This window comes from Nonomuraea sp. NPDC048901 (genome assembly GCF_040649695.1).
GTDB lineage: Bacteria > Actinomycetota > Actinomycetes > Streptosporangiales > Streptosporangiaceae > Nonomuraea.
The window spans coordinates 1-20,048 of the sequence record NZ_JBEZFW010000042.1 but is presented as its reverse complement, the minus strand read 5'-3'; the positions used below and the strand labels follow the sequence as shown (position 1 = coordinate 20,048).

24 protein-coding genes and 1 pseudogene are annotated in these 20,048 nt (G+C 67.5%); 1 reads left to right on the top strand and 24 read right to left on the bottom strand.

The window, feature by feature from the left end; genetic code table 11:
- Positions 1 to 44: 44 nt before the first annotated feature.
- From AB0C30_RS58630 to AB0C30_RS58595, 8 genes are all read right to left on the bottom strand, one after another.
- Positions 45 to 443 carry a hypothetical protein gene (locus AB0C30_RS58630; protein WP_357962071.1) on the bottom strand — a complete coding sequence of 133 codons (399 nt, stop codon included), beginning with the start codon at positions 441 to 443 and terminating at the stop codon, positions 45 to 47.
- Positions 436 to 2,259, bottom strand: coding sequence for a hypothetical protein (locus tag AB0C30_RS58625; RefSeq protein WP_357962068.1), 1,824 nt, complete (start codon positions 2,257 to 2,259; stop codon positions 436 to 438). Before AB0C30_RS58625 ends, AB0C30_RS58630 begins: the two co-directional genes overlap by 8 nt.
- 37 nt (positions 2,260 to 2,296) lie before the next feature.
- Complete coding sequence (locus AB0C30_RS58620; RefSeq protein WP_357962066.1) at positions 2,297 to 3,304, bottom strand: hypothetical protein; 1,008 nt, start codon at positions 3,302 to 3,304, stop codon at positions 2,297 to 2,299.
- An 85-nt stretch (positions 3,305 to 3,389) separates the two neighbouring features.
- Complete coding sequence (locus AB0C30_RS58615; protein WP_357962063.1) at positions 3,390 to 4,094, bottom strand: hypothetical protein; 705 nt, start codon at positions 4,092 to 4,094, stop codon at positions 3,390 to 3,392.
- Positions 4,095 to 4,592 carry a hypothetical protein gene (locus AB0C30_RS58610; protein ID WP_357962060.1) on the bottom strand — a complete coding sequence of 166 codons (498 nt, stop codon included), beginning with the start codon at positions 4,590 to 4,592 and terminating at the stop codon, positions 4,095 to 4,097.
- A 69-nt stretch (positions 4,593 to 4,661) separates the two neighbouring features.
- On the bottom strand, positions 4,662 to 5,126 hold the full coding sequence (locus tag AB0C30_RS58605; RefSeq protein WP_357962057.1) for a hypothetical protein: 465 nt from the start codon (positions 5,124 to 5,126) through the stop codon (positions 4,662 to 4,664).
- A gap of 9 nt (positions 5,127 to 5,135) precedes the next feature.
- Positions 5,136 to 5,387: a hypothetical protein gene (locus AB0C30_RS58600; RefSeq protein WP_357962055.1), complete on the bottom strand. Its 252-nt coding sequence runs from the start codon at positions 5,385 to 5,387 to the stop codon at positions 5,136 to 5,138.
- 43 nt (positions 5,388 to 5,430) lie between these two features.
- Entirely contained in the window at positions 5,431 to 9,966 is a 4,536-nt protein-coding gene (locus AB0C30_RS58595; protein WP_357962052.1) for a hypothetical protein, read from the bottom strand.
- A 138-nt stretch (positions 9,967 to 10,104) separates the two neighbouring features.
- Here AB0C30_RS58595 and AB0C30_RS58590 point away from each other — a divergent pair, with 138 nt between their 5' ends.
- Positions 10,105 to 10,551, top strand: a complete 447-nt coding sequence (locus tag AB0C30_RS58590; RefSeq protein WP_357962050.1) for a DUF4190 domain-containing protein — start codon at positions 10,105 to 10,107, stop codon at positions 10,549 to 10,551.
- Here AB0C30_RS58590 and AB0C30_RS58585 read toward each other — a convergent pair.
- The 16 genes and pseudogenes from AB0C30_RS58585 to AB0C30_RS58510 all read right to left on the bottom strand — a co-directional run.
- Positions 10,548 to 10,862: a hypothetical protein gene (locus AB0C30_RS58585; protein ID WP_357962047.1), complete on the bottom strand. Its 315-nt coding sequence runs from the start codon at positions 10,860 to 10,862 to the stop codon at positions 10,548 to 10,550. The genes AB0C30_RS58590 and AB0C30_RS58585 overlap by 4 nt on opposite strands.
- A gap of 59 nt (positions 10,863 to 10,921) precedes the next feature.
- Positions 10,922 to 11,443, bottom strand: a complete 522-nt coding sequence (locus tag AB0C30_RS58580; RefSeq protein WP_357962044.1) for a hypothetical protein — start codon at positions 11,441 to 11,443, stop codon at positions 10,922 to 10,924.
- On the bottom strand, positions 11,443 to 11,928 hold the full coding sequence (locus AB0C30_RS58575) for a hypothetical protein (RefSeq protein ID WP_357962041.1): 486 nt from the start codon (positions 11,926 to 11,928) through the stop codon (positions 11,443 to 11,445). The genes AB0C30_RS58580 and AB0C30_RS58575 overlap by 1 nt, the downstream gene beginning before the upstream one ends.
- A 3-nt stretch (positions 11,929 to 11,931) precedes the next feature.
- A complete protein-coding gene (locus AB0C30_RS58570) occupies positions 11,932 to 12,123 on the bottom strand; it encodes a hypothetical protein (protein ID WP_357962038.1) in 192 nt (63 codons plus the stop codon).
- Positions 12,123 to 12,455, bottom strand: coding sequence for a hypothetical protein (locus AB0C30_RS58565; protein WP_357962036.1), 333 nt, complete (start codon positions 12,453 to 12,455; stop codon positions 12,123 to 12,125). The genes AB0C30_RS58570 and AB0C30_RS58565 overlap by 1 nt, the downstream gene beginning before the upstream one ends.
- 70 nt (positions 12,456 to 12,525) lie before the next feature.
- Positions 12,526 to 12,942: a DUF3168 domain-containing protein gene (locus tag AB0C30_RS58560; protein WP_357962033.1), complete on the bottom strand. Its 417-nt coding sequence runs from the start codon at positions 12,940 to 12,942 to the stop codon at positions 12,526 to 12,528.
- Complete coding sequence (locus AB0C30_RS58555; RefSeq protein WP_357962031.1) at positions 12,939 to 13,319, bottom strand: hypothetical protein; 381 nt, start codon at positions 13,317 to 13,319, stop codon at positions 12,939 to 12,941. Before AB0C30_RS58555 ends, AB0C30_RS58560 begins: the two co-directional genes overlap by 4 nt.
- Positions 13,319 to 13,711 carry a DUF6093 family protein gene (locus tag AB0C30_RS58550; protein ID WP_357962028.1) on the bottom strand — a complete coding sequence of 131 codons (393 nt, stop codon included), beginning with the start codon at positions 13,709 to 13,711 and terminating at the stop codon, positions 13,319 to 13,321. Before AB0C30_RS58550 ends, AB0C30_RS58555 begins: the two co-directional genes overlap by 1 nt.
- Complete coding sequence (locus AB0C30_RS58545; RefSeq protein ID WP_357962025.1) at positions 13,708 to 14,280, bottom strand: hypothetical protein; 573 nt, start codon at positions 14,278 to 14,280, stop codon at positions 13,708 to 13,710. Before AB0C30_RS58545 ends, AB0C30_RS58550 begins: the two co-directional genes overlap by 4 nt.
- An 11-nt stretch (positions 14,281 to 14,291) precedes the next feature.
- Positions 14,292 to 14,594 carry a hypothetical protein gene (locus AB0C30_RS58540; RefSeq protein WP_357962022.1) on the bottom strand — a complete coding sequence of 101 codons (303 nt, stop codon included), beginning with the start codon at positions 14,592 to 14,594 and terminating at the stop codon, positions 14,292 to 14,294.
- Entirely contained in the window at positions 14,594 to 14,962 is a 369-nt protein-coding gene (locus AB0C30_RS58535; protein ID WP_357962019.1) for a hypothetical protein, read from the bottom strand. The genes AB0C30_RS58540 and AB0C30_RS58535 overlap by 1 nt, the downstream gene beginning before the upstream one ends.
- A gap of 45 nt (positions 14,963 to 15,007) precedes the next feature.
- Positions 15,008 to 15,859 carry a hypothetical protein gene (locus AB0C30_RS58530; RefSeq protein ID WP_357962016.1) on the bottom strand — a complete coding sequence of 284 codons (852 nt, stop codon included), beginning with the start codon at positions 15,857 to 15,859 and terminating at the stop codon, positions 15,008 to 15,010.
- A gap of 22 nt (positions 15,860 to 15,881) precedes the next feature.
- Complete coding sequence (locus AB0C30_RS58525; RefSeq protein ID WP_357962013.1) at positions 15,882 to 16,631, bottom strand: hypothetical protein; 750 nt, start codon at positions 16,629 to 16,631, stop codon at positions 15,882 to 15,884.
- 97 nt (positions 16,632 to 16,728) lie between these two features.
- Complete coding sequence (locus AB0C30_RS58520) at positions 16,729 to 17,658, bottom strand: hypothetical protein (protein WP_357962010.1); 930 nt, start codon at positions 17,656 to 17,658, stop codon at positions 16,729 to 16,731.
- A gap of 3 nt (positions 17,659 to 17,661) precedes the next feature.
- A complete protein-coding gene (locus tag AB0C30_RS58515) occupies positions 17,662 to 19,194 on the bottom strand; it encodes a phage portal protein (RefSeq protein WP_357962162.1) in 1,533 nt (510 codons plus the stop codon).
- Between the two features lie 12 nt (positions 19,195 to 19,206).
- Positions 19,207 to 20,048 (bottom strand): annotated as a pseudogene (locus tag AB0C30_RS58510) (hypothetical protein); the annotation flags it as partial.

Here is a 20,048-nt window from a genome sequence, read left to right as displayed (position 1 = left end):
AATGCGGGTGCCGCCCGCACCCTCGGACAAGGCGGGCGGCACGATCAGGTGGCGATGTGACCCGCACTCCGCAGGATGGTGGTCAGGTCGAACGCGTACTGACGGGTGGCCACCGCGTCCGCTCGAAGCGCGTTGTACTGCGCCGGTGTCGGCGTTCCCGCGATGTCGCCAGAGGTGAAGTCGGCCTGGTTGGCGATCACCGCCGCTTGCAGGAACATGCGTTTTACCTGGCCGGACGCGTTGACGCTGAAGACGTCGCCGTCGTTGCAGCCGAGATGGCAGGTGCCAGGCTCCACCGACGGGATGGACATGTCCGTCAGGAGCCAGCCTTTGCTGGCGGCGGTCATCGGCTGACGGGCTTGCAGGAGCGCTTTGAGTTCGGCGACTTCCCGTTCCAGGGTGCGGATGCGGGTTCCTAGGTCTGCCGGGTAGACGTCAGGCACCGGGCACCTCCAGCCCTTCGAGTACGAGGCGCGCTTCTTCTTTGCCGGACCCGCGCGAGGTGGGGGTGATGCCGATGCCGATGATGCGCCGGGTGCGCCACACGCCGCGATGCCACTGGTTGTTGAAGTAGAAGCGCCCGCTGTCACCGAGGGTGTTGGGTGTGAAGGTGACGACTTTGCCGAACGTGACCGTCACCTGGTCGACTCTCAGGGCGCCGGGCGCGGTCGCTGCCCAGAACGCAGCGTAGTCCTCCAGGGTTTGCTGCTGGCTGACGGTGCTGTAGGACAGGGTGCGGTCCAGCCTGGGCCAGCCTGCGGCCAGGTGGGCGGTCGCCTCATGCGCGTCGGAGATGAGCGGCGTTGAGGTGGTGGAGGCGTCCGTGGATGCGGTGGCGCCTCGCGCCCGCCATCTGGTCCCGCCACGGAGGGCGTCGATCTCTTCGCCCCACTCCAGGATGTCGCCGCCGAACCGGCCGTCGGCGAACAAGTGCGGGGCTGGGCTTTGCACGCCGAGTTTCGGGTAGCCCCACCGCCACTGGCGTTGCAAGGCGCCGTCCACGAGAGCAAGGTCGATGACCCACTCGAAGCCGTCATCGACCTGGGCCAGCTCAACCAGTCGCCCGCCGTAGCTCGCCCCTTCGGACTCCAGGTAGGTGCGGTCGCGTACGACGCCGCTGGTGCCAGGCTGCAGGGTGAGGCTGATGTTGGCGTGCGCCTGCGCGGACAGGTGGGACAGCAGGCTGCGGGCGATGTCGATCTGGTCGGCCGAGTAGTTGAGGTCGGACTGGATTTCGACGTGCGCCAGGTAGGCGTCCAGGGTGCTGCCCCGCAACTGGATCGCGGGGGTGCCTCTACGGCTGCGGGACGGCTGGGCGGAGGTGATCCAGTACTCGCCCCACGGCTCGCCCTCCCTGAAGATCTGGCAGGTGATGACGCCGGGCCCGATGGACAGGTCCGTGTCGTCGCGCGGGATGATCTCGGCCACTTGGTCGCCGATGCGCCGGTTCGGGATCGGGATGGTCGCGCTGAAAGCCCCCGGTTGCAGGATCCTCTTGTCGAAGGTGACGTTCGTCAGGTTCAGGTCGCCCAGGTAGGTGCGGTCCAGCAGCCTGGTGAACACGTACCGGAACTTCGACGCGCCCCGGCCGGGCGCGAACGGCTGCACCACAGGAGGGTCAGGAACCGGCTCTTCCGCGCTGGGCAGGAACACCGTGAACGCGGCGGCAGCAAGAGGCAGTGATGGCGACAGCGTCACATCGCCGGTAGGCGCTGTGGACACGACCGGCTTGGACACCATCGCGCCCGACACCCACACGCCCGACTGGGCCTGCCCGCGCGCCGTGTACTCGCTAGGCAGACTCCACGACACGGAGCCGCCCGGAGGGGACGGCACGCCGGTCACGTACCGCAGTTCGACGCCGGACGGCTGGCTGGGGGCGAGGCCGGGCGTGGTCGTGTCTGACTCGTTGGCGGTCTGCGTACGGTCGGTGACCGCGCCGGAGATGGCGACGATCACCACAACTCCGTCGGCGACCGGGCCCTGGGACGCGGTGTAGGAGACGGGTTCGCCGACGTCGCAGACGCGTTTCCACAGGTTGACGCCTGCCCACGTGCCGTTGACGCTGCCCGGCCATAGGTCGCCCGGGTAGGCGTCCAGGAGCAGCCAGTCGCCGCCCAGGTTCATCGCGCCATGCCCGCCCGAGTCGGCCGACTGGAAGGCGAGCAGCACGTCTCCGGGGCGGGCGTCACCTCTGCTGACGGTGCCGCTCGGCGCTTGGAGGGTGTTGAACTGGACCGAACGAACCGCAGCCGTCACGCTGGCCTCCGATCATGCAGGTCAGCGCGCTACCAGGTCAGATGGTGGCGTCTCGCCACGTCAGGTCGGCTCCGTTGGTGCCGTCAGCGGCGGTCGTGTACTGGATCAGGTTGGATCCGGCCTTCAGGACGAAGTCGGAGACCGGGTCGCTCACCCCGCCCAGGGTCGACATTTTCGACACGCCGTCGAGGGTGACCGTCCCGTTAGCGGTGTCGATCTCCAGGATCTGGTCGGCCGAGAGCGTGATCGTGAACTGCAGCGTCCTGTCCAACGCCTGGTTGACCAGCGTCGGGTCGGTGAGCGGCCCTTTCAGCCTGATCAGCGGATGCGTGCTGGAGTTTCCCGCGTTCGCCAAGGCGGTCGGGGTGTTCAGAGCGACGGTCGCGCCGCGCGGATCCAGCCCGTACAGGCGCGGATCACCGCACGCGATCAGCACACCGACCGTGGGCAGGCCGGCGTTGTAGTCGCCGTCCATCGTGATCGGCCGGTCGATCACCTGCCCGTAGGCGAGGCGTGGAGCCCCATACGCTTTGATCACTAGCGGCAGCGGATCTTCGGATTCGGGCAGGCCGGTGGCGGCGATCACCTGCTCCAGCAGGTCATCCACCGACAACGGGTCGGTCGCCGAGTTGGCCTGCAATCGCAGCGTGACGACCCGCTGCTGGGACAACTTGAGAGCGTCCCACGCGCCATGCTGGGCGGGCTTCTCCACGTTCAGGTTGTCCACGCTGGGCGTGCCCAGCCAGCCCTCGACCGGCAGCAGCACGCGGATGCTCGTCGTCGGCCCCCACAAGGTGCCGTTCCACTCCGCCTCGCCGTTCGCGCCGGTCAGCGAATCGCCGGGCTTGACCGGTATGGTGACCGTCAGGGCGGGCCACTCGCTGACCGACTCGAACACCGGCAAGGCGAACGACTGCTCGTACGTCAGGGTGAGCGCCGGCCACTCCGAGATCGACTCGAAGACGGGCAGCGCCAGGTCCACGTTCGGCGTGGTGATCGCGAGCGCAGGCCACTCCGAGACCGACTCGAACGCCGGCAGCGCCACGTCTGAGCGGTGGAAGGTTAGACGGCCACGGACGCTGACCTGGATCGGATGAGACCGGCCGATGCGAGCCACGCACGCCCCCCAGTCAGTAGAAGGCGGCGCGGTTGACTGCCTGGCCCAGCATGATGCCGCGCCCGGCAACAAACGGGATCACGGCGGGAAGGATTTCGATCCCGCACCAGTTCCACGCCCTGGAGCCGCCAGTGCCGTCGAAGTTGAGCGTCACCGACGAGCCGACCGTCGGCGTGTCGGCGGCCTTGTAGACGGCGATGCCGGACGATTGCCCGGAGATGTTCCACGCGAACCCCACGTCGCTGGAGGTGGGGGTACCGGCCTGATTCTGATCTGCCGCGATGCCGACTGCACGGCTATTCGCCGCAGTGGAGGTGTAGACGGCCGCGGTCAGGTTGGCGGTGGCGCTGCTGCCCTCGCCGGTCGCGCCCACGGGCGCGGCCAGGTCGACACCGGTGAGCACCAGTAGTTTCAGTTCGACGGTGTCGCCGCCGCTGTTGCTGGTCAGCGTCACCGTGCGGGCAACCGATGGGGCGGCGGGAGCTGTGAAGATTTCCACGGCCGGTGTGGCGCCGCCCGAGTCGAGGATGTCGCGCTTGGCTCTGGAGGTCCACGTCAACGCGGTGCCGGAGTTGGTGACGGTGTGGGTGACGGTGCCGGAGTTGGACCCGCACAACGCCACCAGCAGGCTGTCGGCAGGGGCGGTGAAGCTGGCCGTGGTCCTGGGGGTGACGCCGGTGACAATCGCCGGGGTTGAGGCGTCGACGGCGATCGCCATCTACTCCTCACTCCACACCACATACGTGTACGCCAAGACGGCGGCGGCGGCCGTGACGCGGACTCGCAAAAACTTGGAGACTGGGACTGCAAACTCCCGCCCGAGCGGCCACATCTTCACGTACGACGTTGTTGGCGCGATCAGTTGCAGGTCGCCCGTCCTGGTGGCGGTGATAGACCCTTCGGCGGTGGCCGTGTAGCCGGTCGCGCTGGTGCCCAGCGTCATCAATGAGGCCGGGGCGTTCGGGTCGCTGTAGGGCTGAACTCCGGCGCTGACGTGAGCGGTGACGGTCGCTGCGACGTCCGTCTGGACGAGTTCGCACCGGATCGGCGTCGCCGCAGCGGACCCGTCGAAGCTGATCCCCCACTCCACCACTTTGATGGCCTTCGTGGACGGGGTGGCGATCTGCAGCAGCGTCTTCACCGCTGTGCCCGTAGTGACCGGGGTGAGCGCCGCCGTTGTCGGCATGGCCCCGTTGGCAGCCCAATACAGAGCCATGACCTGGCCCCTTTCATGCGAAGACCCCGCACACTGGCGGGGTCGGAGATCGGAATCGGGTCGGGTCGGTCAGGCGGTGTCGCGGAGCACTGTCCGCCAAGCGCCATCAGCATGGAAGGCAATCGAAAAATCGCCGTCCGACGTGGTGCGTACTCCTTCGAACCACCTGAACAGGAACGCGCGGTTCGACAGGCCTGGCGCGTAGATCAGCAGCCCTTCGGCGCTGAGCGTCGTCGACGTCCACGTGATCGTGTTGAACTTCCAGCCGACCTTGTTCGCGGTCGCCAGCCCGGCCAACGACACCACCGTCAAGTTCTGGCCGCCCGACGTGTAACCGGGGCCGGAGGACTCGCCCGAGTTCCACGGCGAGACGTTCCACGCCGGGTTCGTCTGGCTGAAGTCCGGCACCACGGCGCCCGTGTAGAGGGCCCCCTTGAACACGCCGGGCGTCGTGCTACCCGGATCGATGGTGATCGTCTGCCGCATGGTTTTGACGTAGGAGTCGATGAACCAGGCGTCTTGGGTGATCGCCACGAACGGCTCCTATCTGAGGTTGATGCGGACGTGCTGCTTCTCGCGGCCGTCCGGGCTGGTCTCCTGCGTGGTTTCGTGGCCCGCCTGGTCGGTCACCTTCTTGAACCGGCTTCCGTCCTCGCCCCGCCATTCCTGCACCTGGTCGCGGGTGGCCGACGTGCGCTCGCTGACCACCACATCGGTAGTCCGGCCCTTGCCGAGCGGAGCGCCACCGCGCAGCCACCGACCTATCGGCCCGTCTCGTTCTGGATCCCAAGGCATGGCTAAGCCCGCCCTCCTGTCGTGTTGAAGTGAAAGGACGGGCTCAGCCGCGGCTGTCGAGAACCGCGCCGATCTTCGCCGTCACCACGTCCGCGTCCATCGACTCGCGGATCGTCGTGCCGTAGAAGTTGACCGACGTCCCGCCCGAACCTGAACCACCGGATCCGGACCCGCCGTTCGCGGACACGCCCTCAAGCGACGCCACACGGCCAGCAGACACGACGGTCGCCCGCTGAGGAGCCGACACCCGGCTGGAGTTCGTGAGTGCCGCATCCCGGTTGCCCTGCAGCCCGTACAAGCCGTAATCCCCAGCAACTGAGTTGGAGGAGTTCAGCGAAGAGCTGGGTGCCGGCGGGATCACGCTGCCTTGAGAGCCCTTGCCGGAGCCCCCACCGGAGGAGCCGTTGGAAGAGCCGCCCTTCGCCGCGGCTACAGCTGCAGCAGCTGCCTTGGCGACCGCGTCGGCAACCGTGATCGCGGCTGACGTGACCTTCTCGTTGCTCTTGACGATCATGTCTGCCGAGATGCCGATCGCGGCGTTGACCCCGATCACCGAGTCGCTGACCGTCTGGGCTCCAGCCGCCCACGCGGTCGCCATCTGCGTGCCCACCGTGCCAACCTGAGCTACGGCCGACGTGAACGAACCAGCATCACCCAACGTCTGCGACAGCGTCAACGTGGCATCCGTCAGACCAGACGACACGTTGTACTGGACCTCCTTGAGCCCTCCCGACAGGCTGTCGACCTTCTTCGACGCCTGAGCCGAGAAGACTTCAAGCCCAAAATCACTCGCGACCTGGCCGAGCAGGTCGACAGCCCTGCTCCGGAAGGCGGGGTCGTACGGGATGAACGCCTCAGGTGCTCGACCCTCGCCATACAGGATCGTCGGCGAGTCTGCGACGTGCGGAGCAGGAGTAGCCCTACCGCCCGCAGCGAACCGCTGAACGCCACCTTCCGCGTAGCGCATGATCGCGCCCGCCGCGAGTTGGCTGTTCTTGGTGTACACCGACAGCGGAATTTTGCGGCCGCTGTTCAGCCGGACAAAATTATCGATCGCGTCCTGCGCCGGCTTGACGTCCGCTCCGACGTGGATGTCCTTGCTCTTGAGCTTGGCCAGCACCTCGACCAGGTCCTGGCCGCCCTTCGCCGCCTTGAGGGCGTCAGCGCCGCTGATCCCGTACGCCTTGGCGAGTTCGAGCACCTGGGCGCGAGCTGACTCGTTCTTGCCCGCCAAGTCCAACAGAGCAGGCAACTGCTGCAGCACGCTGTCGCGGGCCGTAGTCGTGTCCCTGGCCAGAGCGCCCTGCGCGTCAGCCGACCCCTTGACCTTCTCGATCAGCCCCGAGAAGGCGTCTCTCGCCTGTAGGACAGCGTCCCGTTGCCGTCCGACGACGCCCGGTGTGAGGTCGAGCACTCCGTGAGCGTTCTGGACGGCGGTCTTGGTGTCGTTGAACGCCTTCTCCAGGTCGCGGACGCCCTTCGCCGCGTCCGTCTGGCTGTTGAAGGCGTCCACGCTGGCCTTGAAGTCGGTCATCCGCTGCGCGGCCTCGCCGAGCTGCCTGCCGCTCTCGCCAGCCTGGCCACCCAGCGTGGACAGCGCCTGACCGACATCCCCGGTGGTGGCGGGGATGCCGTCCATGCTGGCCGCGTACTGCGGGAACAGCTCCTTCAGCTTGTCGACGGGTACGCCCGCGTCGGTGGCTTGCTTGGCCAGCCGGTTGAACGCCGCCGCCGCGCCCTCCGCGTTGCCTGACGCGACCGTGGCGGCCAACGACTTGTCGAGGTTGTCGATCGCCTGGCGACCGCTGTCCAGTTGGATCCCGAGGTTGCTGTCTACGAAGCTGGTGAAACCTTCCGCGATCTTCGCGAGCGGGTTGTCCCCAGCCAGGCGGGAGGCCGAATCTCTGAACGTCTCGAAGCTGCCGACCACCCCGTTCATCTTGGGGCCGATCTGGTCGAGCAGGTCGGCGGCCGGCTGGCCGCCCTTGCCGAACGCCACCAGGTTGCTCGACAGGTCGGCAATGTCCGGATTCAGCCCGGCGATGGCGTCACCGACCTGGTCGAACGCGGCCGCAGTCGCTACCACGCTAGCCGCGATCACACCGCCCTTGAAGACTGCGCCCAAGGCTCCGAACTTCGGGCTCGCGCCGCCGGCCACGTCTGCCGCGGAACTCACCTTGGAGGCGAACCCGCCCAGGAAGTCGGCGACGGTCTTGAAGATCTGGTAGCCCTTGACCGCGCCGACCACCGCTGCGATGGCGATGGCGAGCGCCTGGATCTGGCCAGGCGACATCGAGCCGAGCACCTCGGCCAACGCCACCAGACCGGCGATCTTCAGGCTCGCGCCGAGCTTCATCGCTGCGAAGATCAGGCCGACACCCTTGGCGACCGCCTCGACCTGCGCCGGATCGAGGGATGCGATCTTCTCCGACAGATGGACAAAGAAGTCCAGCACGCCCGGTCCAACGTTCGCTCCCGCCTCGAAGAGGTTGCCCGCGAAGGTCGCGATGTTGTGCAGTACCTCAGCGACCTTCGGCCCCTGCTCGGCGGCGTAGGCCAAAAACTGCTTGAAACCGTCGCTGCCTTTGAGGCTGGTTCCCCAATCCTCAAAGTCTTGGCTGATGGACTCGACCCAGTCCGTCATCTGGCCGGTGAACGGCAGGAACGCCTCGATCACACCGCGCAGTCCGCCCGCCACGTTGATCGCCGCGTTGCCGAGACCTTCGATCGCATGCGGCGCCTTGGCTCCGAGATCGTCGAAGAAGGCGGTCCATTCCTTCGACTGCAGCGCCTTCTTCGCCGCGTCCGCGAACAGGCCGAGTCCTTCAGCGCCGCCCTTGACCAGCGGGGTTGCCCGGTCCATGCCGACCCGCAGGACGTCTAGGCCCTTCTCGATGACGGGAAACACGTCCGGCTGCAGGCTGCGCTGCCAGGCGACGTACTCGTCCTGGAACGCTTTGATGTCCTTGGCCAGCGCCCGCTCAGCCGCCGACAGCTTGGCCATCTTGGTGGCCGCGCCGCCCGAGGACGACCCAACCTGGTCGAGGGCGGCCTTCTGCTGCAGCTGCTCAACCTTGAGCGCCTGGACGGCTCTCAGGTGGTCGCGCTGTGCCTTGATGACCGCCTGCTGGGCGTCAGCGACCTTCCGCTGCGCTTCGGCGATCCGGTTCTGCGCGTCGGCCACATCGCGGGCCCCGTCGCGGGCCACACGCGCCGACTCGGCACGGGCAGCGCCCAGGGCGCGCTCGGCATCGGCTTCGGCGCGCTGGGCGTCGAGAATCCGCTCCTTGGCCGCTACGACTTCGTCGCTGCCTTCGACTCCCTTCTTGTCGGAGTCGGCCCGCTCTTTGGCCAGGTCGCCGTTGCGCTCCTGGATCTCCTTCAGTGCCAGTTCGGCCTCACGCAGTCGGAGAGAAGCGTCCTGCTTGTCGAGAGCGGATGCCCGCGGGTCTGCGTTGATCCGCGCCAGCTCGGCCTGCGCCCGCGCGATCGAGATCTGCGCCCGCTCCTCCGACAGCGCGCCACGCTCAGTGGCCAGAGCCAGGTCTTCGATGCGCTCCCGCGCTGCCTCTCGGGCTCTGGTGAGGTCCTCGATCGCCCGCTGGGTGGCGCGGTGGGCATCCTGGACGGAGCGTTCGGCGTCGGCGATCCTGGCCGCCGCCTGAGCCTGTCGGTCGGCGGCATCCTCAGCCGCGCGAGCCGCATCCTGTTGGGCGGACCGCACGTCGGACACGGCGTCACGCACGCTCTGCTGCGCCTGCTTGACCGCCTGCGCCGAGTCCTTGACCCGGTCCTGCGCCTCGGCCAACCGCAGCGCCGAAGCCGCCGCCTCGGCAGCCTTCTGACCAGCAGACTTGATCGCCCCGCCAGCCCCGCCTGACGCGGTCTCGGCCTGCTTCAACGCGTCGTTGATGCGGCCAAGCGACGGGATCGCAACCGACGCGAACCCTGCCGCACCCACGGCGGCAACGCCGAAAGCCGCCCCGAGTCCGGCCACACCGACACCGATTGACACCGCCGAAGGCAGCGCAGCCAGAGCCGCAGCGACCGTGGCGATACCAGCCAGCGCCCCGCCGATGTCGGCGTCCACCTTGACACGAGCGGACTTGCCGCTGACGCTCGACATCTGCGACTGCACCGCACGCAACTGTGCGAGCGCCGCCGCAGAATCGACCCGAACCTTCGGGTCGGCAGAGGTGGCGTTCAGGCGCTCCAGGTCGCGCTGGATGCTCGACAACTCAGAGCGGGCCGCACCCGCGTCCAGGTCCACGCCGATCCGCCGAGACGACAACTCCTCCAGGCGGCGACGCAACTCCGCGACCTGCGCCTGCGCCTGCGCGGCGTCTACGTCCGCGCGGACCGTGGCCCGTGTTCCGTTGAGCCGGTCAACCTCGCGCTGAAGCTGCTGAATCCGAGCTGTGGCGGCCGAGGTGTCGGCGTTGATGTTGATGCTGGCAGCCTTGCCCAGCGAGTCCCGCAGCGACTTGGCCGCCGCTTCGGCCCTGGCCATGGCGGTGACAAAAGGCTTGATATCGGCGTCGAGCCGGACAGTTACAGAGCGGTCGGCCGTCGAACTCACCCCCAGCGTCAGGGGGTGAGCGAGCCACCCGAGTCATGCAATGTGGAGATGGATCAGCGAATGTCGTGCGATCGTGCCAACCGGCACCTCGATGGGCGCGTCTTACGCGCACCCCAGTTCTCTCCCCAGGAGCCCCACATGACTCACCACGGGCAACCAGAACAGCCCTACGGGCCACCACAGTTACCCTCGCAGCCCTACGGCGAGAGGTACGCCCCGCAGCAGCCGCCCTACATCCCGCCTGCGCCGCCGCAGCCCAGGAGCCAGGCGCTCGCCGTCACCGCGCTCGTGGCCGGCGTCATCGCGGTCGTGGCCGCCCTGTGGGTGGTGTCCCGCGGTGTCGCCCCGTTCATCGGCCTGATCGCTCTGGTGCTGGCCATCGTCGCCCTGGTCGCCAAGAAGCAGGGCGGCACCAAGCTCGCCGTCGCAGGGCTCACCCTCGGCATGCTGTCGATCCCGCTCGCCGTCGTCCTGTGGGTTGTCGCCACCAACCAGCAGACCGCCAACGAGCGGCAGGTGCAGCAGATGACGGACTGCATCAACAAGAACCCCGAGGACGTCCTGTCCTGCTCCGGCCTCGACTAGCCTCGCCCGACCGCCTGCTTGACCTTCAGATAGACGCGGAACAGCAAACCGGGCGGGCTCTGTAGATACTCCGACTTCCTGTGCTCCAGCGGCGTACAGGCGTGGCACCGCGTCGGGGGCGGCGCCTCGTAGGAGCCCTCATTGTCCGGATTCGTCGTCTCAGCCAGCGGCAAACCACAGCCGGGACATTTCCCCATCTCGTTACGCCGGTGAGCCTGCGCATAGCCGAGATCCTCGCCAGTCCACTCGGCGTCATGCGTGGTCACCGATCGGACCAGAAGCCCCTCATCGTCGTACTCGTACACCGTCACCGACTTGCGCTGACGGCCGAGCAGTAGCGACCGGGGCACCCCATGAGCCGCCGCGAGAGCTACTTCTTCCGCGAGCTCTGGAGCACATCGTAGGCTCGCCGCGATTTTGGGACCTCGACCCCGCCCGTGGACAGGGTGAACAGCGTCACCTGCAGTTCGTTCCACTGGCCGAGCGTCAGCCGGTCGACCAGAGCCCCGGCCTGCTCAACGGACATGACCGGGTCAACAGCGGACGCCGCCAGCAGGGCCACGCCGAACGTGTCCTTGTTCCACTGGCCGTCGTCGGCGCCCTCACGCGGCGGGTGAGCGGCAACCAGGTCCGACCACGCCTTATGGGCGAGAGCCCGCAGCTTGACCGCCACGGTGTGCTCGGCCATCTCCGCTTCGAGCTCCTGCGCCCGCTTCGCAGCGTCCCTGCCGGCCTTGCTCACTCCGGCCAACGAATCGATGCTGCTGCGATACTCGGCGGTCACAACGGCGTCGGCCTGCTCCCACTCGGCTCGCAGATCCGCCCGTACACATAGGGGGTAGACACGCTCGGGCAGCTTGAGCTGCCCGAGGATGTCGTCGATGCTCGTCACTACGCGGCCACCGTCGCAGCAGCATCAGCGGTGGTGTGGTTGAACAGCTTGGACACGAACTTCTGCGCCGCGTTCAACTCGGGCGGCTGCATGTTCGGCCGACCGCACCTCACCGGGTACACCTCGACGACCTGGCCGGCGGCGTAAGCGGTTTCGTGCGCCATGTTGCGCCGCACCACCAGGTAGCCGAGCTGCCGGTCGGTAAGGGTGTCCCAGCCGATGTCCTCGACCGCGACCTCCTTACGCTTCACGGTCAGCTCGATCGAGTACTTAACCGTGCCCGCGTCCTCGGTCTCGTCGCGCGAGGCGAGCGCCGTGTTGTCCACCGCGGCCTGCTCGGGGCTGATTCCCAAGCCGTCCTTGGTGATGTACTCCTGCAAGTCCACACCCGCGTTGCACTCGGCAGCGGTCGGCGCGGACACGTTCGCGATCGTCAGGCAGAACGTCGCCTTGACGTTGCCATCTCCTAGCAAGTCGGCAGCCATGCGTCACTCCTTGTCAGTGGTCTTGGCCGCCGTACTGCGGCTCGTGCTGGGCTTGGGGCTCTCGACCGCGGCTGCGGGAGAAGCGTCGGGCGCGTCGACGCGCTCAAAGTCGGGGAAATGCCGCAGCGCCTGCGGCGACACCTCGGCGACCTGGCCGTTGATCGTGGAGCGGACGCGGATCTTCGGGGCGGGCATCAGATGCGCACCGCCGCGAACGTCACCGTCGTCACCGAACTGCAGACGAACGTGACCAGCCGGCCGTCGTCCGGGTCGCCGTACTCGGGCAGCATCGGAATCCACTGCTCAGCGCCCGTCGCGATCGTGTAAACCTTGTCCGGGTTGTCCACCAGGTAGGCGGTCTGGCCTGCGCCGGAGACGGTGCAGGTGATCGAGCCGCCGGAGCCGTTCTTGACGTGGATGAACGTACGGGAGTTGGCGAGGACCTTGTCTCCGGTGGTCGCGGTGGCGGCGTAGTAGGTGGGCGTGACCCCGCCCACCGTGACCGCCTGAGCTGTACGGGTAGCCATGCGGGCTCTCCTTCAGGCATGCGAAAGAGCCCGGTCACCAGAGGGGTGGCGGGCTACGTGAAGTGGTCTGTCAGGTGGGGTCTGAGCGCACGAGGTACTGGGCTGTGGCGAACCACAGCGCAGTGGATTGGTCGTCGCGGCGCACCGGCTGGGCGGCTTCCTGCCGGATCGGCCGCACCCTGCGGCCTGCCACGCTCAGCGCCGATGTGAGCAGCGCCGTGGAGCACTTGTCGGCTACCAGGACCGCCTGCTCGGCCGACGCACCTACGGACGTGATCTGGAACCGCAGGTCGTTCGGCACATCATCCGACAAGGCGCGGTCCGTTACGGACTCCATGCCGACGTCTGGGTACAGCACCGCGTACGGCGCTGCGGCGTTGGCCGGTGCGCCACCCCAGTAGATGCCGATCGTGCTCGGCAGCGCCGTATCCAACATGGCGACGAGCGCCAGCACCAGCGGCCTGGCCTCCAGCGGCGTCGTGGTCACAGCAGCTTCTCCGACCACTGTTTGACCGCAGACTCCAGCCGGTCGGGGACCTCCACGATCGCCTGCCCCATGTCGTTGTGGGGCGGCTGATTCACGCTGCCCCACTCAAAACCGCGGCCCATCCCGCCCTGCGGCATGGACGAGTCCGGGCCGACCTCCCATTCGGTGTCGCCGACCTTCTCGATCGTGATCGATGCCGGGTAGAGCTTGCCGTGCGCCCCCGCGGACTGCCGGGCGTTGTCCCGCCAGTCGTTCCGGAACCTGACCGCCTGCCCTTTGACCACGTCCGACGCCCCGAGATGAGCCTCGACGGCAGCCGTCAGGAGGACCTCGTCTTCGAGGTGCTCCAGTTCGGAGGCGTCCCAGCGCAGAGACATCAGCCCTCCTTGTCTTCGACGAGTAGCCGCCGGGCCGTTGCGGTCCCGGCCAGTGAGATGGCGATCACTTCGAGGCTCCGGCCGATCAGCCATTCGTCGTCGGAGACGGTGACACGGAGCCGGTCCCCGCGCTGCACCTCAGGCGTCGCATCCCACGGCAGTACAGCCACATAGGAGTGCAGGGTGACTTCTCGTTCGCCCCACTCCGACTCTGAGGCCGAGCGGGGTTTGACCCGGCAGGCGCCGGTGTAGACGGTGACGTAGGCCTGTTCGAGCTGGCCGGTGGTCTCGTTGAGCACCGGGGCGCCGCTCTTGCGCTCCACCGTGCAGGTGTCCCGCATCAGGGCCAGCGCCGCGGTGCGTCCTCGGGCGAGGACGCCTGCGACGCTCACCTGGGTCTCACCACGTAGGCGCCAGGGTTGGAGCCGAGGAACGCTGCGAGTTGCTCGCACTCCCCCGGCAGAAGCCCCGATGCGGTTTCGACAGCCTCGGCGGCGTACGTCACTGTGTAGTCGTCGATGGACTCGCTGCGAATCCCGGCTTCCATCCCTGCCGCTTCCTCAGCGGCGGCCAGCCGCACGGCGACCGAGCAGACCAGCTCCAGTAGCTCGTCCGGCAGGATGACGAAGCCGTGCGTCCAAGTGACGTCGACGTCTCCGCGCCACAGCGGGATGCAGTGGATGTGCTCCATGCCGTCCCACCGCCACCCGGTGAGGGTGGCACCGCCGTCCTCCGCCAGCCGTACAACGGCGGATACGGCGGTGATCGGACCGCCCGGCAGCAGCACCGAACCGCCCTCCACACGCTGGCGGACCGTGGACGTGGTAGAGGAGATCGGCCGGCCCGCCTCACGCCGCAGCCGCGCGGACGCGCGGGCCAGCATCTCCATCTCCCGCCCTACAGGCAGGGTGTAGCCGAGCCGTGCGGCGTCGGCTGGGGAGGCGAGAGGAAGAGGAGGCATCGGCTACCTCCTCAGCCCTTGGAGCCGTACAGCTCCATCAGGTCGTTCTTGGTGAGTGCCTCGGCGTCGTCGATCCGGACGCCGTGCACGCGGTGGGCGTAGCCGACCCACATCGCCTTGGAGGCGTTGGCCGCCGGCGGCTGCTCCGGCTCCGTGTCGCCCTCGGCGTCCGGCTCCACGTAGTCGGTGCCGTCGGCGTTGACGCGGGTCAGATAGCCCTTTACGAGCTGCTCGGCCATGTCGCCCGACAGCGGGAGTTTCATCTCCCAGACGACGCCGCCAGCACCGCGGAAGTATCCGCTGTCGTCGGACATCAGGTGCCTCGCGGAACCTTGAGCGCGGTGATCGTGCCCGCGAACGACGCCGCGAAGTCGATCTCCATGGTGCCGTCGGCCTGGATGAACCGGCCCGATTCGAACGGGCCGATGAACTGCACGCCCGTCGTAGCGGCCACCGTGACCGCGAGGTCGCCCTGGCCAGCGGCGAGAGCGGGCGGGTTGTCGCCGGCCTTAATGGTGACGACACGGTCGGTGCCGTTGGTGTTGGCGACCCGCAGGATCGTCAGTTCAGGCCGGGCCGCAGCAATGACCATGCCGTTGGCCTGGTCGATCGTGGTTCCGGCTGGCTGCGAGAGGTTGCTGTTGGCAACCAGGTTCGAGTACGGCAGTGCCGTCCTAGCCATGATCAGGCTCTCTTTCTCTTGATCTCGGTGGGATTAGGGACCTGATCAGGTCTGGGAGGCGGCGGCGGTGGCGATGCAGTCGGGGCGAACCAGTTTTGCCCCATACAGCGCGAGCCCCTTGACCGCGTCGCTGAATCCGCCCTCGGGCCTGTACGCCTCGGTCTTGTTGATCTGCTCCGCGAAGGAGATCGCCATCGGCGAGCCCGCCTGCACGATGTAGTCGTCGCCCGTCACGTTGATCGCATTGTTCGACACCAGGATGTCGAAGCCCGCAGCGCGGCCGACCATACCGTTACGCAGGCCGTCCTGCGTGCCGGACTCGTTCAGCTTGATGAACCTGCCATCCAGCAGAAGCCGGCCGTGGAACCACGGCGGGATGACGGCGTAACGGCCCTCGTTGGGGACGTTCGCCTCATCCAGCTTGACCTTCAGCGGGACGAGAACCTTGTCGTAGGCGTCCGTCGGCGTGGCCGCGGTCACCGCGATGGTGCCGAGCGCGTTCGCCGTGGCGACGCCCGTGTACAGGCCAGCTACATACTGGTCGACCACGTCAGCCAGCTTGTAGGCGGCCCGCGAGATCGCCTCAGGGATGACGTTGCCCTTGGCCTGCCGGGCGTCCACATCATCGACCTTGAAAGCGAAGTACTTCGCCTGGTCGATGAGCAGGGTCCGCTGCGCGTCGGTCAGCTCTTCGGGCGTGATGGTGGTGGAGTTCGGCACGTAGGTGCCGATCGTCGGGTCCGAGATCGACGTGATGCGGACGGTGTCGCCCGCCTCGGAGATCTCGCCCTCGTAGTCGCGGTTGACGATGCTGGGGCCCGCATACACGAGCGCCTTGCGGAGCGCGACCAGCAGGTTCGCGCTCCAGATCTCAGGCCGGAACCTGGTGATCGCCATAGTGTGTCCTTTTCAGGTTGGCTTACTGCGGCACGCCGAGAAGGTCGTTGAACCGGCCTTCTGTCTGCGCCTTGACGATTTGCTCGGGCGACATCCGGCGGAGGTCGTCTTCGGTGAGCTGGGCTGGCTTCTGGGGCCCCTTGCGGGCGCCGCCATCCCCTGAGCCCTGGAATCGCTTGGCGCTTTGCGCGACCACAGCCAGGTAGGGCTTCGTTTCGAGAAGCTCATCGAGAGCTTCCTTGATCGCCTCGGCGTCGATCTTTCCGCCGTCGAGGAAGTCTGCAATCTCATTGCTGGCCAGCAGCAGCGTGCGGACCACATCCGGATCCTGGGTCCGCTTAGCCGCCAGGATTTCGATCTTGTCGGCGACGCGGTCCTTAAGGATCTCCGCGTTCGCCTCCGCCTTCGCCTGCTCCCTGGCTTCCGCCCGTATGGCGTCCAGGTCCGGCCCCTTGTCCATGTCCGCCTCACCACCGCCTGTGGCCTGGGACTCGGCCGCTTTGCGTAGCTTGGCGAGCTCGGCGAGCGCCTCGTCGCGCTCCCGCGCCACCTGCCTGCGCTGCCGGTCGGCTTCGCGGCGGCGGTCCTTCTCCGCCTGGAGGGCCTTCTCGCCCTTCGGGCCGAGCGGCTTGTCGGCGTCGTCGTCGCGCGTATCGGCAGCGTCATCGCTGCTGTCGTCGGCCGTCGAGTCGTTGCCGTCGACGTTGGAATCGGCGGCCTCGTCGGCGTCCGAGACGATGACGTCGTCGTCGACCTGGTCGAGTTCGGGCATGCGTGTATCTCCCATTGCGGGGTGGTGGAGCCCTGGCATTGCGCGAGGGCATGCGGAAACACCGGGCCAGCCGAGAGCGGGGTCCGGTCAAGTTGGTTCAGCGTTGGAGCAGGTAGCCGTTCTCTCGCAACGCCCGGATCGCAGCGTCGCGATCCCCGGCGGCGTCCGCCAAGATCTGCTCAGGCATCAACCGGACGGCACCTTTGCGCATGCGCCTATTGGCCGCTCCGCGGCGAGTCATGCCTTCGGTGGTGACCAGTTGGCCGCCCACGGACTTCATGCCGCGCCGTGCGGCGACTACCTGGTTGATGTCGGCGCCGAGCCGAAGTGACTCAGCTCCCGCTTTGCCGAAGCGGCGGTCCTGCTCCTCTGGGCTCATCTGCTCGAACAGGGCGCCAGGGCTCGGCGGGACCGCGTCGCCTTCCCTGAAGGGGATCATGGAACAGTCGCAGTTCGGGTGCCGCTGAAACCCCGTGGAGTAGGAGTAGACGCGCCCAGCCAGGACAATGCAGCGCGAGCAAGCCGGCAGGGTGACCGCTCGGACGTACGACACCCACTCCTTGGTCGCGGTCATCCCGACCTGGATGGCCGCGCGTCCAGCGTCCGCCGCCTGCGTGGCTGCGATCATCGTGATTGCTGCGGTCGCGCGGCGCATCGCCTCATCCGGCGGCACACCATCCGACAGGAGCTTCTTGAACGCGATGATCGGCTGGTAGAGGGCCGTTTCGAGCGGTCCGCCAGTCGAGGTGACGCCGGACAGTCGTTCGGGCACCAACTCCAGGTCCGACATCGCGACGCCCTGCGCCGCCGCCAGCTCCCGCAGGTACACGGGTGCCGACACAGCGACCTGCACTTGGGCCCGCGCCATCATGTCCACAATGGACGGCCCGATCCCCGCCCGCCACGACTCGGCCAGCCGCTCCCGGTCCAGTCGCCGCCACAACCCGAGGATCGCAGCGATGAGCGACAGGATGATGCCTCGCTGCCGCTGCTGGTGAGTGCGGGCGATCTCCTCTGGCGCCGGCATCGGCTATCCGACCGGTTCGGGAGCGACCGCGAACGGATCCTCGCCCGGATCGGCTGCGGCCGGCACTTCCGGCAGGGTCGGCTTGCCGTTGAGCATTATCGCCATCGGGTCCGCTTCCAGTTCGGCCTCACGCATCCGCATCACGCGGGCCACCTCTGGCGGTTCGAGCCCGTACTGTTCGGCGATCCACTCCAGCGGGAAGCCCATACCCTTCAGCTTCATGAGGGCGTCGACCTTCTGGGCGAGCGCCCGGAACTGGACGTCTCCCCACATGACGGTGCCAGACCTGGCGGCTTCGGCCTTGGCGTCGTCGTTCATGGCGTTGGCCATGAGCGAGTAGATGTCGCGGATGCCGCTGTTGACGTAGACGATCCGCTCGCCGGTCTTGCTGACTAACCCGGTCTCGGCTGCGGTAAGCGCCTCGGCTGAGAGATTGGCCACCTTGCCGATCAGGTAGTGAGGCGGCGTTCTGGTTTGTGCGGCCAGGTGTTCGATCGCCCGCTCGATGACGTTGCTGTAGGCGCCCAGGTCCGCGGCCGGCCAGTTGCCGATCTTCGCGTCACCGGTCAGCCACAGGATGCGCTCCTTGATGAGCGTGTCCAGCTCGATCGGCCGATCCCCCACCTTGACCCCGTTGGAGTCGAGGATCGGAATCTTCGGCACGTCCGCACCCATGACGACGCGCTGGGGTAGCGAGGCGAAGTCCAGGCTGTTCATGAGGTAGGCCCAGGTCAGGTTGATCGCGTCCTGCATGGCGATCACACCATCAATGTCGCTGATCGGGTTGTCGTCCAGCAGCGTCTGATTCCTGAGCTCCACCATCGGCACTTCGCCCATGGGGTTCGAGATCGGCCACGTGTCATCGGAGGGCGGGTGCCGCATCTGCCAGCCCTCAGGCCCGGCCGACCGCACCAGCGACTCCGCCGGGGCGATCAGCCCGGACACGCTGTAGCCGTTGCGCGCGTACCGGGAGCGTTGGAACTTCCACACGTCGGACGCGGTGTACAGAGTCGCATACTCGGTGGTGTCGTCGGCCCACAGCTTCAGCGCGGCGGCCCGCTCCCCCGTATCCGAGTCGTAGGCCACGATTGCCTGGTCCGGCCGCTCCCACGTGACCCGCGGCGTTTGGTCGTCGCGAGGATTGCCCCACACCAGACCGTAAGACCGGGCCGCGGCCAGGGTGACAACGAACGCCTCCGACGAGCCACGTTCACAGTCCGCAGCACGCCACGCCCGCGACAGCCCCTCATCGGGCTTCGTGTCCGAGTCGAGCCGGATGCCGAGCACGTTCATCCGCTCGGCCGGAGCGGCAGCCACGGGCCCGCACCAGTTGTCGGAGAAGCCGGTGAACCGGTCCGCGAAGTAGTCACGGAACTCCGGCGACGCGTAGCAGAGCTTGTGGACGCCCCGGTAGTAGTCGAGCCGGCGCCGCGTAGCCGTCTCCCGCAGACGCAGCTCATCCGCGAGCCGATTCAGGATGGTGACCGCCCTGCGCGCGTCATCCGTGTTGGGCCCGTCCTCGACAGGCAGGGGCATAGCCACCCGGCGTCACCTCCGTCTGGTTGATGACGCCGTGTACAGGTAGTTCTCGGTGGGCTTCTCGATCGTGAACAGGCCGGCCGCTCGGGCGTCTCCGGCCGCCTCGTGGGCGAGGACGGAGCAGACGGTCAGGTCGATCTTCTGCGTCTGGCTGGCCTTGGCCAGCACGTACCGCTGGCCCGGACGCGGCGCCTTCCTCGTGTTCCGCACGTGGATGGCCGTGATCGGGCAGCCGTCGTGGCTGAATGGCGACTCCGCCTTCGTCACGTCCGTCAGCAGCCGCTCATTCGCGGCGTGCATCTGGACTGTCCGGTAGGTGGCCCAGCGCAGAACGACCTTGTCTCCGTACCGCTCCACCCACGCGTCGAGCTCCGACGTCCAACCGGGAGGGTCCGCGTACATGCGGATCACCCGGTATCGGGTCATCAGCTCATCGACCGCCGCAGCGACTTCAAGGCGCGGCACCTGGCCGCCGAACTGGGCGGGATCCCACACCGTAGGCAGATGGTCGGGGCCGAACGTGGGTGTGAACTGGAAGCCGTCGCCAGTCTCCGCGCGAATCCCGGTCCAGTCGTCGCTGTCGCTGCCGTCGAAGCCGAGAACAATCGGAGTCCCGTCCGGAACCTCGCGCGGGCTCGCGCACGCATCCCAGACGTCGCCGTCGATGTAGCCGCCCTGCCCGTACACCACCCGGTTGCCGAAGAACCGCTCAGCCTGAGCAGGGTCTTTCTCCAGCAGTTCCGCGGCCTCAGCCTCGATCGCGTCGAGATCGACGTGCTTGGATCCGCGGTACACGTACCGGTGGATCTTCGCCCGTTCAGCCTTGTTCGTGTACGACAGGTTCGCCGAAG

What these genes read in the sequence shown, in the direction of transcription:
- AB0C30_RS58615 (WP_357962063.1), bottom strand. Translation starts at nt 4,094, where the DNA reads ATGGCGATCGCCGTCGACGCCTCAACCCCGGCGATTGTCACCGGCGTC.
- AB0C30_RS58610 (WP_357962060.1), bottom strand. Translation starts at nt 4,592, where the DNA reads ATGGCTCTGTATTGGGCTGCCAACGGGGCCATGCCGACAACGGCGGCG.
- AB0C30_RS58600 (WP_357962055.1), bottom strand. Translation starts at nt 5,387, where the DNA reads ATGCCTTGGGATCCAGAACGAGACGGGCCGATAGGTCGGTGGCTGCGC.
- AB0C30_RS58590 (WP_357962050.1), top strand. Translation starts at nt 10,105, where the DNA reads ATGACTCACCACGGGCAACCAGAACAGCCCTACGGGCCACCACAGTTA.
- AB0C30_RS58575 (WP_357962041.1), bottom strand. Translation starts at nt 11,928, where the DNA reads ATGGCTGCCGACTTGCTAGGAGATGGCAACGTCAAGGCGACGTTCTGC.
- AB0C30_RS58570 (WP_357962038.1), bottom strand. Translation starts at nt 12,123, where the DNA reads ATGCCCGCCCCGAAGATCCGCGTCCGCTCCACGATCAACGGCCAGGTC.
- AB0C30_RS58565 (WP_357962036.1), bottom strand. Translation starts at nt 12,455, where the DNA reads ATGGCTACCCGTACAGCTCAGGCGGTCACGGTGGGCGGGGTCACGCCC.
- AB0C30_RS58555 (WP_357962031.1), bottom strand. Translation starts at nt 13,319, where the DNA reads ATGTCTCTGCGCTGGGACGCCTCCGAACTGGAGCACCTCGAAGACGAG.
- AB0C30_RS58545 (WP_357962025.1), bottom strand. Translation starts at nt 14,280, where the DNA reads ATGCCTCCTCTTCCTCTCGCCTCCCCAGCCGACGCCGCACGGCTCGGC.
- AB0C30_RS58540 (WP_357962022.1), bottom strand. Translation starts at nt 14,594, where the DNA reads ATGTCCGACGACAGCGGATACTTCCGCGGTGCTGGCGGCGTCGTCTGG.
- AB0C30_RS58535 (WP_357962019.1), bottom strand. Translation starts at nt 14,962, where the DNA reads ATGGCTAGGACGGCACTGCCGTACTCGAACCTGGTTGCCAACAGCAAC.
- AB0C30_RS58530 (WP_357962016.1), bottom strand. Translation starts at nt 15,859, where the DNA reads ATGGCGATCACCAGGTTCCGGCCTGAGATCTGGAGCGCGAACCTGCTG.
- AB0C30_RS58525 (WP_357962013.1), bottom strand. Translation starts at nt 16,631, where the DNA reads ATGCCCGAACTCGACCAGGTCGACGACGACGTCATCGTCTCGGACGCC.
- AB0C30_RS58520 (WP_357962010.1), bottom strand. Translation starts at nt 17,658, where the DNA reads ATGCCGGCGCCAGAGGAGATCGCCCGCACTCACCAGCAGCGGCAGCGA.
- AB0C30_RS58515 (WP_357962162.1), bottom strand. Translation starts at nt 19,194, where the DNA reads ATGCCCCTGCCTGTCGAGGACGGGCCCAACACGGATGACGCGCGCAGG.